The 15,401-nt window shown below is 68.0% G+C and carries 15 protein-coding genes and 1 pseudogene; 9 read left to right on the top strand and 7 right to left on the bottom strand.

Annotated features, from left to right (window positions below; genetic code table 11):
* Positions 1 to 187 (top strand): sugar transferase (locus RUMESO_RS21305; protein WP_037283528.1); only part of this gene is annotated, 187 nt, incomplete at its 5' end.
* 221 nt (positions 188 to 408) lie between these two features.
* Here the strand turns inward: RUMESO_RS21305 and RUMESO_RS24650 are convergent.
* The gene (locus RUMESO_RS24650) at positions 409 to 663 is read right to left on the bottom strand and encodes a TOBE domain-containing protein (RefSeq protein ID WP_245639373.1); all 255 of its coding nucleotides are present in this window, start codon (positions 661 to 663) and stop codon (positions 409 to 411) included.
* Positions 545 to 970 (bottom strand): annotated as a pseudogene (locus RUMESO_RS27995) (ATP-binding cassette domain-containing protein). The gene RUMESO_RS24650 and the pseudogene RUMESO_RS27995 overlap by 119 nt, the downstream one beginning before the upstream one ends.
* Before the next feature lie 53 nt (positions 971 to 1,023).
* On the opposite strand from RUMESO_RS27995, the gene RUMESO_RS28000 reads away from it, so the two are divergent.
* Positions 1,024 to 1,146 carry a hypothetical protein gene (locus tag RUMESO_RS28000; protein ID WP_281177595.1) on the top strand — a complete coding sequence of 41 codons (123 nt, stop codon included), beginning with the start codon at positions 1,024 to 1,026 and terminating at the stop codon, positions 1,144 to 1,146.
* Positions 1,147 to 1,495: 349 nt separating this feature from the next.
* On the opposite strand, the gene RUMESO_RS21310 is transcribed toward RUMESO_RS28000, so the two are convergent.
* Together RUMESO_RS21310 and hpbA are read right to left on the bottom strand one after the other, a co-directional pair.
* The gene (locus RUMESO_RS21310; protein WP_037283530.1) at positions 1,496 to 2,092 is read right to left on the bottom strand and encodes a dimethylsulfonioproprionate lyase family protein; all 597 of its coding nucleotides are present in this window, start codon (positions 2,090 to 2,092) and stop codon (positions 1,496 to 1,498) included.
* 25 nt (positions 2,093 to 2,117) lie between these two features.
* Positions 2,118 to 4,154, bottom strand: a complete 2,037-nt coding sequence (hpbA, locus tag RUMESO_RS21315) for an N-methyl-L-proline N-demethylase HpbA (RefSeq protein WP_037283532.1) — start codon at positions 4,152 to 4,154, stop codon at positions 2,118 to 2,120.
* 108 nt (positions 4,155 to 4,262) lie between these two features.
* Between hpbA and RUMESO_RS21320 the strand changes: the two genes are divergently transcribed.
* Entirely contained in the window at positions 4,263 to 4,895 is a 633-nt protein-coding gene (locus RUMESO_RS21320; RefSeq protein WP_037283534.1) for a TetR/AcrR family transcriptional regulator, read from the top strand.
* Complete coding sequence (locus RUMESO_RS21325; RefSeq protein ID WP_037283536.1) at positions 4,895 to 5,689, top strand: pyrroline-5-carboxylate reductase family protein; 795 nt, start codon at positions 4,895 to 4,897, stop codon at positions 5,687 to 5,689. Before RUMESO_RS21320 ends, RUMESO_RS21325 begins: the two co-directional genes overlap by 1 nt.
* Positions 5,690 to 5,846: 157 nt before the next feature.
* Here the strand turns inward: RUMESO_RS21325 and RUMESO_RS21330 are convergent, their stop codons facing one another.
* The 3 genes from RUMESO_RS21330 to RUMESO_RS21340 form a co-directional block, all read right to left on the bottom strand.
* A complete protein-coding gene (locus tag RUMESO_RS21330) occupies positions 5,847 to 6,242 on the bottom strand; it encodes a (R)-mandelonitrile lyase (RefSeq protein ID WP_037283537.1) in 396 nt (131 codons plus the stop codon).
* 452 nt (positions 6,243 to 6,694) lie between these two features.
* Positions 6,695 to 9,187 carry an HAD-IC family P-type ATPase gene (locus tag RUMESO_RS21335; protein ID WP_037283539.1) on the bottom strand — a complete coding sequence of 831 codons (2,493 nt, stop codon included), beginning with the start codon at positions 9,185 to 9,187 and terminating at the stop codon, positions 6,695 to 6,697.
* 700 nt (positions 9,188 to 9,887) lie between these two features.
* Positions 9,888 to 10,922, bottom strand: coding sequence for a LacI family DNA-binding transcriptional regulator (locus tag RUMESO_RS21340; RefSeq protein WP_037283541.1), 1,035 nt, complete (start codon positions 10,920 to 10,922; stop codon positions 9,888 to 9,890).
* A 152-nt stretch (positions 10,923 to 11,074) separates the two neighbouring features.
* On the opposite strand from RUMESO_RS21340, the gene RUMESO_RS21345 reads away from it, so the two are divergent.
* From RUMESO_RS21345 to RUMESO_RS21365, 5 genes are all read left to right on the top strand, one after another.
* Positions 11,075 to 12,058: a substrate-binding domain-containing protein gene (locus tag RUMESO_RS21345; RefSeq protein ID WP_037283543.1), complete on the top strand. Its 984-nt coding sequence runs from the start codon at positions 11,075 to 11,077 to the stop codon at positions 12,056 to 12,058.
* An 89-nt stretch (positions 12,059 to 12,147) separates the two neighbouring features.
* Positions 12,148 to 13,149: an ABC transporter permease gene (locus RUMESO_RS21350; protein WP_037283546.1), complete on the top strand. Its 1,002-nt coding sequence runs from the start codon at positions 12,148 to 12,150 to the stop codon at positions 13,147 to 13,149.
* A gap of 10 nt (positions 13,150 to 13,159) precedes the next feature.
* Positions 13,160 to 14,158: an ABC transporter permease gene (locus RUMESO_RS21355; protein WP_037283548.1), complete on the top strand. Its 999-nt coding sequence runs from the start codon at positions 13,160 to 13,162 to the stop codon at positions 14,156 to 14,158.
* Positions 14,158 to 14,985, top strand: coding sequence for an ATP-binding cassette domain-containing protein (locus RUMESO_RS21360; RefSeq protein ID WP_037283551.1), 828 nt, complete (start codon positions 14,158 to 14,160; stop codon positions 14,983 to 14,985). Before RUMESO_RS21355 ends, RUMESO_RS21360 begins: the two co-directional genes overlap by 1 nt.
* Positions 14,986 to 15,142: 157 nt before the next feature.
* On the top strand, positions 15,143 to 15,401 hold a 259-nt coding region (locus tag RUMESO_RS21365), incomplete at its 3' end, for a TIM barrel protein (RefSeq protein WP_037283555.1).

The following is a 15,401-nucleotide window of genomic DNA, read 5'->3' on the forward strand; positions in this document are numbered from 1 at the left end:
CCGCCACGCCGTCAAGCCCGGCATCTCCGGCCTGGCCCAGACCGAGCTGGGCTACGCCGACGGCCCCGACGGCATCCGCGCCAAGGTCCAGGCCGACCTCCTCTACGTCCGAACCGCCTCCCTCGCCCTCGACCTCCGCATCGCCCGCAAAACCCTCGCCGTCATCCTCCACCGCCAGGGCGCCTGATCCCAGGCGTTCAACAGCGGGCAACTCGCCGCACAGCGGGTCCGGCGCGAAGGCGTCGACCAGCCACAATCGAGGGCAGTCGTCGCCAGCCCTACGATGTCGGCTCCGCCGATGCGTCTTGCCTCGCAGGTCTTCCTGCGGCGAGGCGATCCGTGGCCCTGGCGGTCAACCTCGTGTCGAAGCGAGACTCCCGGTTTTTGGACAGATGGCCAGCACGGGGATCACCAGCCCGCTTCCGGACATTGGAGGCGCAGTCCACTTCCCGAATCGAAGAGTTGCCCTCGCGAGCTTTCGAGGGTCAGCCGCACCTGGTCGCCGGAACGGGGCGACAGGCGTCCTTTGGCTATGACCGTGACTTCACTCCCCGCGACCTCGATAACGAGGTGGGTCTCGGCACTGGTCGGCACACCGTCGGCGACGCGCCCCTCGAGGCCTTCGCCAACCCGCACGTCCTCCGGCCGGAGGCTGTAGCGCACCTGCCGCCTCGGCGCGCATCCGGTTGCGCGGGGCGCTCCTGTTTTGGACCCGCCAACAAGACGCAGGCCGTCGTTGGCGACGACCCCAGTTCATCTGCCGATAGAGCGCGTAGTTCTGGAACACCATGGCGATGTCCCGGTCCTTGGGCTCGAGCTCGTTGACGCACGGCTCGTCTATGGCGACCTCGCCCCCAGTGATGACATCGAGCCCCGCGAACATCCGCAGAAGGGTGGACTTGCCGCAGCCGGAGGGACCGACGAGGACGACGAACTCTCCGTACTAGAGGCCGGTGTCCACGCCGTGCATGACGGCCGCATTGCCGTAGGCCGCGCGCCATTCCGGCGTGCGCTTCACGTGGCATGATCGAGGATGCGACCGATGTCGCGGGTTGGCGCCTCGGGATCGCCTCGACGATCATGAATCCGCCCCTCACCGTCATCTCGGGCGGATTAGCGGCGGCGGCCGACCTGCTGCTTGACTGATCGGGCGAGCCACGAGCGACACGCCCAACCGAATGCCACGAACCGCACCTCCGGCGTTCCGCCACGATTCGGTGTGGTCCGATTCCTGTCCAACGACACCCTCCAGGGGCCGTCGGGCTGGTCCTGCGCCAGCAAGTTCGGGTGCGCTGTACACCCTCAATCAATCTCGCGAGGTCTCGTGACCCCATTCGCCGGTGCCCCCTGCGAGACCCGGCGACCTCTGTCCCCCATCCCGCTGCGCGTAAGGTTCTGGCCGGAGGTCACCGAGCCAGAGCCAATGTGCATTACCGCGGGCGCAATGGCACGGGTAATGGGCCTCTCGGACGCGGTTCGGGCCTGCCCGACTGGATCAGCCCGACCAGAGCGCCCACCACGCGAACAGCGGCTCGTCGTCCGCGCGCATCGCGTGAAGGATGTCGGGGGTGTTGTGGAAGGAGCCGCCGATGCCGGGTTCAAACCAGGGGCCGTCACCCTGGCGGAAGGCGCCCCTGCTCAGCACGAGGTAGGTCTCCTCCGGCGCGTGGTGATGGTCCGGGTAGCGAACCCCTGGAGCCACCAGCGAGACCCCGAGCCAGACGTCGTGGCGGTTCTCGAGCCCGCCCGGCCCGGCGATCACCGCGTTGGCATGCCCATCGACGAAGTCGGGGCTGGCGTTCGGGGCCTCGCCGCCGCGCCGGCGCCAAGTGAGCGCGGGCTCGAGCCGGAGGAACGTCTCGACCAGCCGGCGCAGCGACGGGTCCGCGAAGCGCGCCGGATCGGCGGCGGCAGGCAGCAGGTCGCAGACCGGCAGCCGCGTGCCACCCGTCCGCCCAGGCTCGGCAGGCGAGTCGAGCGCGCCGAAGATGCGCGCCAGCGAGGCGACCGACCGGGGATCGCGGGCGTGGACCCGATAGGCTTCCCGCGCTGCGTCCAGCACGTCCTGCAGTTCACTTGACCGAGTCGCCATGCCAGTTCCCTTCGTTCCTGCCAGCCTAGAGGTCCTTCACCAGCCGCAACGCGTCATAGATCGCGGCATGGGTGTTGCGGGCAGCGACCGCGTCGCCGATACGGAACAGTCGGAAGCGCCCTTCGGGACTCTTGACGACCCGCTGCGGCGCGCCGGTCGCCAGCGCCTCGTAGTCCACCTCGCCGCCGTTCGCAGAGAGCGGCTTCAGCTCGAAGTAGATGTCGTCAAGCGGCCTGGTGCCGTGGTTGACCACCACCTGATCGACGACCCGCTCGCGAACCATGTCGCCGTAGTCGCTCCCCAGCACCGCGCGAAGCTGGTTGCCCTCGCGCCGCACGGTGAGAAGCCGCCACGTCACGGTGAAGGTCGTGTCGCGGCGCTGCAGGCTCCTCATGTAGGGGACAAGGTTCATAGCCATGACCTCGGGCGCGAAGGAGCGATCGGGGGTGACGATCTCGACCTTTGCGCCGGTGGCGGCGATCAGGTCGGCGGCCTGCAGGCCCGCATGGTCGCCCGCGTCGTCGTAGACCAGCACGTTGGTCCCCGGCCGCGCATCGCCCGACAGGATGTCCCAGGCCGAGACGACGAGTGCGTTGCCCTCTTGCAGGACCTCGGTGTGCGGCAGGCCGCCAGTGGCGACGATCACCTCGTCGGGCGAGGTGGCGAGCACCGCGTCGGCGTCGGCGAAGGTGTTGAAGTTGAACTGGACACCCTGCTTCTCGCACTGGGCCATGCGCCAGGCGACGATCGAGATCATCTCGCGCCGCCGCTCGCTCTGGGCTGTCAGCCTGATCTGCCCGCCGGGCTGATCGGCGGCCTCGAAGACCGTGACCTCATGCCCCCGCTCGGCGGCGACACGGGCTGCTTCCAGCCCCGCCGGGCCGGCGCCGATGACGGTGATCCGTCGCTTCGCGGGGGCGGGTGGGATGTCGTGGGGCATTGAGGTCTCGCGACCCGTGGCCGGGTTGTGGATGCAGAGCGCCATGCCGCCCTGGTAGATGCGATCCAGGCAGTAGTTCGCGCCCACGCAGGGGCGGATGTCGTCCTCGCGCCCCTCCAGCACCTTCCGCATGATGTGCGGGTCGGTCATGTGGGCGCGCGTCATACCAACCATGTCGATCTTGCCGGAGGCGATGGCGTGCCGCGCGGTGGCGAGGTCGGGGATGCGGGCAGCATGGAAGGTCGGGAAGTTCGTGGCGGCCTTGATCTCGCCCGCGAAGTCGAGGTGCGGCGCCGAGGGCATCCCCTGGATCGGGATCACGTCCGTCAGCGCGGCATCCGTGTCGATATGGCCCCGGACCACATTCAGGAAGTCCACGAGCCCGCTGTCCCGCAGCATCCGCGAGACCTCGAACCCCTCCTCGCGAGTGAGGCCGCCCGGCTGCATCTCGTCGCCGGTGTAGCGGACGCCCAGGATGAAGTCCGGCCCGCAGCGGTCGCGCACCGCCTGCAGCACCTCGAAGGTGAAACGCAGGCGGTTTTCGAGCGAGCCGCCATAGGGTGCGTCGAGGTCGTTGGTCAGCGGCGACCAGAACTGGTCCATCAGATGCCCATAGGCCTCGAACTCGATCCCGTCGACACCTGCGACCTTCATCCGCTCGGCGGCGTCGGCGTAGTCGCCAATGATCCGGGCGATGTCCCACTCCTCCATCCGCTTGGGGAAGGCGCGGTGCGAGGCCTCGCGCTCATGGGAGGAGGAGACAACGGGGAGCCAGTCGCCCTTGTCCCAGCGGGTGCGGCGGCCCAGGTGCGTGAGCTGGATCATCACTGCCGCGCCGTGGTCGTGGCACTCGTCCACCATCTGGCGCATCCAGCCAACGACCTCGTCCTTCCAGGCGAGTATGTTGTTGAACACGGGCGGGCTGTCGCGGGCGACGGAGGCGGACCCTGCCGTCATCGTCAGCGCGATCCCCGCCTTGGCCCGCTCCACATGGTAGGCGCGGTAACGCTCCTTGGGCATCCCGTCCTCGGGATAGGCGGGCTCGTGGCTGGTGATCATGACGCGGTTGCGGAGCGTCAGGTGCTTGAGCTGGTAAGGCTGGAGGAGAGGATCGCTGAACATCGGGGTCGCACCGGGCTGGAGGGTCGCGCACAGGACTAGACGGCCCTGTGCAATGGTGTCAAGATCGCGTTCAGCGATGGACGCGACCGATAACGCGAGGGGCTGGGCTTGAACGACACGGGCGCGCGCGGATCGGCGGAGCTCTGGCTGGATGCCGCCTACGAGGCGCTGGTCGAAGGGGGCGTTGACGCCGTGCGGATCCTGCCGCTGGCGCAGCGGCTGAACCTCGCGCGAACCAGCTTCTACTGGTTCTTTAAGGACCGGGAGGAGCTGCTGGCCGCGCTCGCCGACCGGTGGGCGGCCAAGAACAGCGCGGCCCTGATCGCCGCCACGCAGGCCTACGCCGAGACCGAGTCCGAGGCGATGCTGAACGTCATCGCCGCCGTGATCGACCCGGCCGTCTTCGATTCCCGCTTCGAGTTCGCGGTGCGGAGCTGGGCGCTGCAGTCTCCCGCGATGATGGAGCGGCTCAATGCCGCCGACCGCGAGCGGCTCGCCGCCCTGGGCGCGATGATGGAGCGATGGGGCCACCCGCTGCTCGAATCCGACGTGCGGGCGCACGCTGTCTATCTCACCCAGATCGGCTACATCGCCCTGCAGGTGCGGGAGACGCTGGCGGAGCGGATGCGCCGCGTCCCGCTCTATGTGAACATCTTCACCGGGCAGCCGCCCGAGCCCCGCGAGCTCGCGCGGTTCCACGCCCGGTTCGGCTATGACCCAAATGACGAGGAGGCCGCCTGATGCGGTTGGGAATCATCGGAGCAACCGGCTGGCTGGGCTCGGCGCTTGGACGCGGGGTGCTGGGGACCGGACATGTCGCGGCACGGGACCTCGTGCTGCTGAACCGCAGCGGCCCCCGGCCCGACTATCAGGGTCACCGCGACGTCACCTGGGCCACGGATGCGGCGGACCTTGTGGAGCGCTCGGACGTGGTGGTGCTGTCGGTGCGGCCCGAGGACTACTCCAGCCTCCATCTTAATGCGCCAGGGCGGCTGGTCGTGTCGTTCATGGCGGGGGTGACGATGGCGACGCTGGCGCGGACCGGCGGGCGGATCGTGCGCGCCCTGCCGAACGGCGCGGCCGAGCATGGCGGCTCCTACACCCCCTGGCTCGCCGCGCCCGAGGTGACGGACGCCGACCGCGAGGCCGTGCGCGCCCTTCTCGGCGCCATCGGGACGGAGGACGAGATTCCCGACGAAGGCCAGATCGACTACCTGACGGGTCTCTCCGGGTCCGGGGCCGCTTATCCGGCCCTCATGGCGGTCGCCATGCTCGCCGACGCCCGTGGCCGCGGCCTTTCCGAACAGGTCGCCCTGCGCGCGGTCGAGGCCGTCATCTGCGGCGGGGCGGACATGCTCCGAGGGCGTATCGGGTCCGCCTCAGCCTTGGTCGAGGCCTACCGATCCTACCGGGGCACCACGGCCGCAGGCCTGGACGCCGCGGAGGCAACGGGCTTCATGAAGGCGATCGGCGAAGCGCTCGAGGCAGCAGCCCTGAAGGCGCACCGGATGGGATCACCTGCCGCGTCGCAGTGATGTCCAGTCTGCTCGGCCGCAGTGACCCTGCGCAGGCGTCCTCGGACGACGACCAAGGCTGAGGGGCTGGCCCGGGCGAGCGGCCAAGCAGGTCGCTTCCTGTTCGGCTCTTGGACGAACGCCCCTTGCCCGTGGCGCGGCGGGGTCCATCCTAGCTTCAGCCCCGATAATCCTCGTCGCTGACCTGTTCCATCCAGGCGACGGCTTGGCCGTCATGGGCCTCCTGGATCGCGATGTGGCTCATGGCGGCGCTGGCGGAGGCGCCGTGCCAATGCCGCTCCCCGGGCGCGAAGCGGACCACGTCGCCGGGGCGGACCTCCTCCTTCCGCTCGCCCTCGCGCTGCACCCAGCCAAGGCCTTGAGTGACTATCAGCGTCTGCCCCACGGGATGCGTATGCCAAGCCGTCCGCGCGCCCGGCTCAAAGGTCACGAGGTTGCCTGCCATGCGGGAAGGCGCCTCGGCCGCGAACAGCGGGTCGATGCGGACGCGGCCCGTGAACCACTCAGCAGGGCCTTGGCCGGACGGGAGGGAGCCGGCGCGCTGGATCTTCATGGAACGTCTCCTTACGCTTTCCCTGTGGACACAGGGGTCCGCAAGGGCGGGGCATTGAACATCCGCTGGCGACGGGTCGGCCCGACCAGACGCTCTATCGAGGCTTATCGGATCAAGACCACACCTGTCCACGACGCCCAACCCGGTTCAGGCCCATTGGACAGTCGCACGCAAGAGCGACGTGACTTGGCCCTTCGGCCCCATGCAGCGGGCCATCAAGGTCCTGTCGACGGTAGAGGAGAAGATCTGCAACGGACAGTAAGTCCTGAATGCTTAGCCCGCCGAAGCCACGATCCACAGCCCCGGGCACCGACGGGGCCTGCCCGGTCCGGAAGGACAGGACGCCAGAGTCTCAAGACACGGAGGTCGCATGATCCCGACCAAGGCCCACAGGCCTGTCCACATGGGCAGCGACGAAGAAACCAGACAGCGCCTGCTTGCAGGTGACGGCCTCAAGCAGACGCCGAGCGGCGAGCGCGACTGTTCCGAGCGATGCGGACGACGCCCCACCAGCCTCCCGAGATCACCCCTGCCGCGAGCGCGGCCGCCAGGGCTGAGGTCGGCGGACGCGTGACCTCGAATATCCCGGCGACCGACGGCAAGAGGAGGATCAGGGCGACGATGGCCGTCGCGGCTCCTGCGATGCCGAAGAAGACGACTCGGTGCGGGTCGAAGAAGCGGGTCCCCGGCTCGGCCGAGGCGGCGAAGGCCAGCGCCAGGTTCGCGGCCACCAACGCGGCAAAGGCGAGACCCCGGGCCTGCGTTTCCGGCATGCCCGCGCTCAGCGCAAGGACGTAGATCGACATAACGACGATGAGGATGACGGCGCCTTGGACGAAGCCCACCAGGAGCTGTCGGGGACCGAAGAGCGGCTCGCGCACGGGCCGGGGCGAGCGGTCCATGGCGCCACGCTCGGATGGCTCGGCCTCGAAGACCACGGAGCAGACGGGGTCAATGACCAGCTCCAGCAGGACCACGTGCATGGGGAAGAAGACAGGAGGTAGGCCCAGGAGGACCGGCACCAGCGCGATGCCCGCAATGGGGACGTGGATCGCTACCACGTAGGTCAGCGCCTTGCGGAGGTTCGCGAAGACGCGTCGCCCGAGCCGCACACCGCTTACGATCGAGGCGAACCGGTCGTCGAGGAGAACGAGGTCGGCGGCCTCTCGCGCGACGTCGGTGCCCCGCTGTCCCATGGCGATGCCGATATGGGCAGCCTCGAGCGCCGGGGCGTCGTTGACGCCGTCGCCGGTCATGGCGACGACCTCCCCCGCGGCCTTCATGGCCTCTACGAGGGCCAGCTTCTGCTCGGGCATGACGCGGGCATAGACGCGGACCCCGCGAACTCTGTCGCGCAGCTCTTGCGCGTCGAGGCGGGCGATCTCGGGGCCGGTGAGGACACCGGCGGAGGCATCGATCCCGGCGGCGCGGGCAATGGCCAAGGCTGTCGCGGGGTAGTCCCCGGTGATCATGGCGACCTCGATTCCGGCGTGGCGGGCGAGAGCCACGGCCTCGGGCACGTCGGCGCGCAACGGATCCTCGAAGGCCAGGAGGCCCTTGAAGTCGAAGGGGAGGCCAGAAGGGTCCTGAGCGGCGTCGGCCAGAGGCACGCGGGCGGAGGCGACCGCCAGGACGCGGAGGCCCCGGGCGGCGAGGCGGGCGACCTCCTCCCCCAGCGTCGTAGCACGGGTGGGATCGGAGTCGCAGAGCGCCATGATCGCCTCGGGCGCGCCCTTGGCGGCGACCAGGGCGCCGTCCCCCTCAGCCCAAGCCTGGACGAAGGCGAGGCGGTCGGGACGAAGCGGGTGGGTGGCGAGGGGGAGGCCCTCGGTCTCGCCCGCCACCTCGCGTACGGCTCGGTCCATGGGATCCACGGGACGCGGGGCCGAGGCCAGGGCAGCGGCACGGAGCAGGCCCTCGACCGAGGCTGGCACCGAGCCGGGCAGCGCCACTTCGCCCACTTCCTCGCGCCAGAGCGCGGCGAGCCGCATCCGGTTCTCGGTCAGGGTCCCGGTCTTGTCGACGCAGAGCCGGGTGGCCGCGCCCAGGGTCTCGATGGCGGCGGAGCGGCGGGCCAGCACCCTCTCGCGCGCAAGCCGCCAAGCACCCAGCGCGAGGAAGATGGCGAGGACCATCGGGAACTCCTCAGGGAGGAGCGCGATGGCCAGGGTGATCCCGGCGAGGGTCCCTTCGATCCAGTCCCCGCGTAGGACCCCGTAAGTCACCACCACCAGCCCACAGAAGGCGAAGGCCAGAAGTCCCAGCCAGCCGATGAGCCGCGCCGTCGCGCGCTGGAGGCGCGTAGGCTCCGGCGCAATCGCGGCGAGCGACAGGCCGATGCGGCCGAGGCGCGTGGCCGCCCCCGTCCGCAGCACTCGCGCCACGCCCTGTCCTCGCGTGACGAGCGTGCCGGAGTAGAGCCAGGGCAGCGCCTCGCCCCCGGGCTCGGGGTCAGACTCGGGCTCCTCGGGAGCAATGAGGCGCTTCGAGACCGGGACGGACTCGCCGGTGAGGACGGACTCGTCGACGGTCAGGGCATCGCCAGCAAGGAGCACGCCATCGGCGGGAAGGCGTTCCCCCTCTCCCACCAAGACCACGTCGCCGGGCACGAGGTCGCGCGAAGGAACGCGTCGTTCCGTCCCATCGCGGAGCACCCGGGCCAGAGGCTCGGCCATCTGACGAAGCGCGGCGAGGGCACGTTCGCTCCGCGCTTCCTGAAGAACGACGAGGCTCACGGAGACCGCCGCGCCAAAGACGAGGAAGAGCCCCTCGCCCAAATCGCCGAGGACGAGGTAGAGGGCCGCCGCGCCGACGAGGAGCAGGAACATCGGCTCGCGCAAGGTGGAGAGGACGAGGCCAAGGACGCCGCGGCGCCGTGGCTCCGGCAGGGCGTTGGGGCCATGCACGGAGAGGCGACGCGCGGCCTCGTCAGAGGTCAGGCCCATCGTTGCCTGCGGAGAGGATGGGTTCACGATATATCCTCCGGGCAGAACTCAGGGAGTAACTGTCTTTCCTATATCCCGATCGAAAACAGGGACATACGCTCGGTCCGGTCGGACCTATGGCGCGACTCGTCTGGAGCTCATGCAGGCGCCGTGGCGAGCGCCTCCATCCCCAGCCTGTCGCGCTCCGAACTTGCCCGGGTCCGATCCGACGGGGCGGGGCGTGCTCGAAGCCCTGGTCGGGCACAACATACTCACGATGCTCCCCAGAGTGACCGACGTCATAGTCATTTCAACCTACCTCGATGCGAAACGCCGCAGCGCACCCAACCGTAGGATGGAAGTCGGGGCAAGCGGCATCGAAGTCTACGCTGCCGCTCCAGCGAACGACCATATACGGCATATCGGACCTCGGGCCTAGGCGACGTTCCACTCTCTTCGTGCGGACTGTTTGGCGTGGAGACCCAATCGAGGTTGGTGAAGCAGACAGCGACATGGATGACCAAGTTCTACCCCAACGCGCGACACACGGGTGCTCTCGTGCGATGACGCCTCGAAAGGATATCCCCATGGAGCGCATCCTCGCGCCTGAACCGCGAGGGTCACTACGGTCGAGGCGCTTCCCCATGTCGTTGATGAACATGGATCGCCGTCCTGTCGCCACCAAGCTTGAGCAACAAGAAGCCGACGCCCATCCCCGAAATCAGACGCTTTCCGGGGTCACGATCTCGAAAGGAACCGTGCGTTGCAGGACAGTGCTGCTCCCCTTCTGCCCGATCGCGTCGATCATCGTCTGCACAAGCTGGCTCGAAGTCTGCTCCAGAGGGTGACACAGGGCCGCCGTGATCAATCCCTCGGCCAAGCCTTTTCGTGTCTCGGGACCAATATCCCGGCAGACGAGGCGGACTGAGCGGCGCTTCTCCTCCGGAGCCTCGCGAAGAGCCTGCAGGACGCCCGAGATGCCGCCTCCGGCGATGTAGATGCCTACCAGGTCGTCGCCCTCCGCGAGCAGCCCGGAGACCATCCTATGGGCCTCCCTGGCCTCTTCGTGGGTCAGTCGACTGTCCTCGACGGTCAGGTGTCCGGCCTTCTCGCGAATGTAGGAGCGGAAGCTCGCGTCGGCGACGTCTTGGCATTGGTACCTGTGATTGCCGATGAACACGGCGATGCGGCCCGGCCCTTGGGTCGTCTGCGCGATGAACCACGCGGCTGTCCGACCCAGCTTCCAGTTGTCGGTGCCGACATAGCCGGCGCGGTCCGGCGCGGACTGGTCGGTGATGTAGGTCACGACGGGCTTGCCATCGACCTTCAGACCCTGGATCGCCTGGGCGATCAGCGGATGATCCGCCGCAATGATGGCGACGGCATCGGTGTCCTCGCCCAGAGCCCTCAGCCGCGCCGCGATGTTCTCGGGCTCGAGCAGGTCGACGAACTCTATGATCGGCTCGATGTGCTCGTCCCGCCTTTGGCTGGCCGCTTCCCTGATCTTCTGCGCGAACAACTGGTAAAGCTCGCGGCTCGATTGCTGGAGCAGGAAGGCCAGCCGGTAACGGGGCTTCGCCTCCTTTCGCCGAGCGTCGATCGCGCCGAGACCATAGAAGCCGATCTCCTCCGCGGCGTCCCGGACACGCTGGATGGTGGCCGGGCGCACGCTGGCTGATCCGCCCAGGATGCGATTGACGGTGGGAACGCTGACTCCGGCAGCCCTTGCAAGATCGGCGATCGTCGGTCGCTTCATGACACTCCTCCCCGTATCAACGTATCATGATACCTAATGATATATAAGATCATGCCAGGATATTTTGTTCTACATAGGTCTGATCCTTCAAGATAGAGAGCAAATCACGATAATGAAAGTCGCCCGCTAGGCGAACTGGGAGGAGGACAGCAATGACCCATACGAAGCGCATGACCGTGGCTCTCATGTCGGCGGCGATTCTCACGGCAGCCGGGAGCGCCGCCGTTGCGCAGGATGGCGCGAACATCTTCGTCATCGGCGGCAAGCCCGACGACCCGTTCTGGTCGATCGTCAAGCGCGGCGCCGAGGATGCCGGGAAGGTCGTCGAGGCGCAGGGCGGCTCCGTTACCTGGCTCGGGCCCCAGAACTACGACAACCTCGGCGTCGACGCGGCCGAACTGATCCGCCAAGCGATCGACCAGGGCGCCGAGGCGATCGTCGCCCCCGACTGGGTGCCCGAGGCCATGGACCCGGCCTTCCAGGCGGTCAAGGACGCCGGCATCCCGTTCATCGTCTACAACGCCGGCGGCATCGAGGCCGCCGACCGGCTGGGCGCGATGAACTACGTCGGCGCGGTCGACTACAAGGCGGGTCTCGCCGGCGGCGACTATCTCGCCAAGGCAGGCAGCAAGAGCGGCGTCTGCATCAACTCGCTGCCCGGCGCGGCCAACATCGAAGCCTACTGCCAAGGCTTCGTCGACGGCATGACCCAGGGCGGCGGCACGGCCGAGGTCCTGCCCCTGCCGGCGACCGCCGAGGGCAACGTGACGGCCGTGGCCCAGGCCATCAAGGCCTACCTGTTGCAGCATCCCGAGGTGGACTCGGTGTTCACCACCGCCAACCTCGATGCCGTCGGCACGGTCCAGGGCATCGCGCAGGCTGGCAAGGCTGACAGCGTCGGGGTTTGCGGCGTCAACTTCGACGAGGCCATCCTGTCGCAGATCCAGAGCGGCGCTCAGGCCTGCGCGATCGACCAGCAGGGCTACCAGCAGGGCTTCTATGCCGTGTCGATCCTGAATGGCTACGTCAACTACGGCCTCTCCATCCCGACCCGCGAGATCCTGACCGGACCCGGCGTCGTGGACGCCACGAACATCGAGGCCACCATGGCCGGGGCGCAGCAGGGCACCCGCTGATCGGGGACGGGACCGCCCGGTGCCATCGGGCGGCCCCTTTCGCCTCCAGGGTCGATCGGCCGTCGCGCCGGAGCACAGTGAAAGCAGGCATGACAGATTCACGCGGCGCATTCGGCCGAGTTGCAAGGCGACCCGAGACCGGGTCGTTCCTCGGCCTGATCATCACCTACGCCTTCTTCGCCCTGTTCGGCGGACAGGTCTTCATCACGGCGCCGGGATGGTCCAGTTGGCTCAATGCGGCGGCCGAGGTGGGCATCGTGGCCCTGCCCGTGGGCCTCCTGATGATCGCCGGGCTGCTGGACATCTCGGTCGGCGCGGTGCTCCCGGCCTCCAGCCTGACGGTGGCGATCATCTCGGGCCATTACGATCTTCCGCTCCCGCTCGGCATCGCGGGCGGCCTAGCCATCGGGTTGGCGGTCGGCTGGATCAATGGTCTCCTTGTCACGCGTACAACGATCCCTTCGCTGATCATCACCATCGGCACGATGTTCGGGGTCATGGGGCTGACGCTGGGACTCACGATCCTGATCGCGGGCTCGACTGGTGTCTTCATCGTGCCCGATGTCGTCACGAAGTCGATCTTCGGATCGGCGATCAACAATATGTTCCAGGTGGTCATCTTCTGGTGGGCCGGCTTCGTCGCGGCCGTCTTCTTCCTCCTGCACCTCAGCCCCTGGGGCAACTGGGTATTCGCACTCGGAGGCGACCGCGACAGCGCACGCAACGCGGGCATTCCGACGGACCGGGTCACCATTCAACTCTACATGCTGTCGGGCTTTGCCGCTGCCTTCGTCGGCGTGACCCAGGTCATCACCTTCGGCAGCGCGCAGGTCGCGGCGGGCAGTTCCTTCATCTTCAACTCGATCATGTGCGTCGTCATCGGCGGCGTCCTCCTGACCGGTGGCGCAGGATCGGTCGTAGGCATCGTCCTGGGGACGATCACCTTCGCCATCGTGAACCAAGGCATCTTCTTCACCCGCCTCGATCCGAACATCGGCAGTATCATCATCGGCGCGCTGCTCCTCATCGCCGTCCTGACCAACGACGGCTTCCGCAAGCTGGCGCTGAGCGCCTCCACCAAGAAGGCGTGAGGAGAGGAGCATGACGAGCCTGAGATCCTTCCTCTACCGACCCGAGGCAGGCGCGATCCTGAGCCTCCTTGCGGTGACCGCGTTCTTCGTCATCTTCGGCGGCGTCGACCTCGCCACGCTACTCGGCGCCGCGAGCTGGGTGAACTTCGCGGCCAACCTCGGCATCGTCGCGATCCCCGTGGGACTCCTGATGATTGCAGGCGAGCTCGACATCTCGATCGGCGCCATGATCCCGGCGGGCTCGATGGCCACCGCGATCCTGTCGGGCTATTACGGGTTGCCGATCGTCGTGGGAATGCTCGGGGCCCTGGCCCTGGGCGCGCTGGTGGGCCTCGTCAATGGCCTGCTGACGGTGCGCACCTCGGTCCCCTCGCTGATCATCACGCTGGGCACCCTGGTCGCCATGCAGGGGATCGTGCTCAGCGCCTCGGTGTTGCTGACCGGCAGCGCGAGCGTCGCCGTCACCGCCCCGGACTGGGCCAAGTTCCTGTTCGGTCAGCTCATCGGCGGCAGCCACCAGGTGACCATCGTCTGGTGGGTGATCATCGCCGTCGCCTTCGCCTTCGTGGTTCACAGCACCCGCTATGGCAACTGGATCTTCGCCATGGGCGGCGACAAGGTCAGCGCCCGCAACGCGGGCATCCCGACCCAGCGGATCACCATCGCGCTCTTCGTCCTGTCGGCGACCTGCGCCGCCTTCGTGGGCATGTGCCAGGCGATCCAGTTCAACTCCGCCCAGGTCTCGGGAGGCATGGGCTACATCTTCAACGCCATCGTCAGCGTCGTGGTCGGCGGCGTGCTGCTGACCGGGGGCTTCGGCTCGGTCGTCGGCATCTTCTTCGGCACGATCACCTTCGCGGTGGTGAGCCAAGGCATCTACTTCACCGACATCGACCGAAACTGGTCCAACCTGATCATCGGGGCGATGCTGCTGATCGCGGTCGCCATGAACGAGACGTTCCGGAAGATGGCGCTGAGCTACACCGGCAAGAAGAAGGGGGCGCATTGATGTCCGCGACGAAATCCACGCCGATCCTCGCGATGCGGGGGGTCAACAAGAGCTTCGGCCCGCACGACGTCCTGCACGACATCAACCTCGAGGTCCGCGCGGGCGAGGTGCTCTGCCTCCTGGGCGACAACGGGGCGGGCAAGTCCACGGTGATCCGCCTGCTGTCGGGCGTCCATCGGCCGACCAGCGGCACAATCGAACTCGACGGCAAGCCGGTCGGCTTCGACAACCCGCGCGCCGCCTCGGATCTGGGGATCGCCACCGTCCATCAGTTCGGAGGCACCTTCCCGCTGATGACCATCGGGCGAAGCTTCTTCGTGGGCGCGGAGCCGACGAGGAGGTGGGGGCCGTTCAAGGTCTTCGACCGCAAGAAGGCCAACGCCATCGCCGTCAAGGCCGTACGCGACTTCGGCATCACCCGCATCGACGACGGCGACCGCCTGGTGGGCGGCCTCTCGGGCGGTGAGCGCCAATCTCTGGCCATCGCGCGGGCAGTCCATTTCGGCGCCCGCGTGCTGATCCTCGACGAGCCCACCGCCGCGCTAGGCGTCAAGCAGGCGTCGCACGTCCTGCGCATCGTCAACGAGGCCAAGCGCCGGGGCCTGGCGGTGATCTTCATCACGCACCAAGTGACCCACGCCATGGCTGTCGGCGACCACTTCGCCGTGCTGATCCGTGGCGCCGTCGCTGCCGACTTCCGCAAGGGCCAGAAGACCCGCGAGGAGATCACCGACCTCATGGCCGGGGGCGAGGCCATGGCTGAGCTCGAGGCCATGATCGAGGGCTACGCCGCCAGCCAAGACGGCCACGCGCCGCAAGTCGCCTGACGCCGGAGAGCATCGCGCGGCTGGGCCCTCCAGCGCGCGTTGTCGTCAGGCGGCCTTAAGCACTGTTTGCGATCCTGTTCGGACGGGCTCGGCCCCGACCGGCAGTCCCCGCTCGACCAACCCTTCCATCCCTGCCTGACGGCCAAGGAAAGACCTGATGAAAATCGCGCTTGACCCCTTCATGCACCGCCATCTCTCGCTGGAGGCTTTGCCGGCCAAGGTGCGGGAGCTGGGCTACGACTGGATCGAGCTCTCGCCCCGGGGGGACTTCCTGGAGTGGTTCAAGGCGCCGCGGGTGTTCCCCGAGCGGGTGCGCGGCTTCAAGGCGGCGCTTTCGGGCGAGGGCGTGCGCATCGCCTCGCTCCTGCCGATGTACCGCTGGGCCAGCCCCGACGAGGCCGAGCGGCAGGCGGCGG

Origin of the sequence: Rubellimicrobium mesophilum DSM 19309 (assembly GCF_000600335.2) — a bacterium.
GTDB classification, from domain to species: Bacteria; Pseudomonadota; Alphaproteobacteria; order Rhodobacterales; family Rhodobacteraceae; genus Rubellimicrobium; species Rubellimicrobium mesophilum.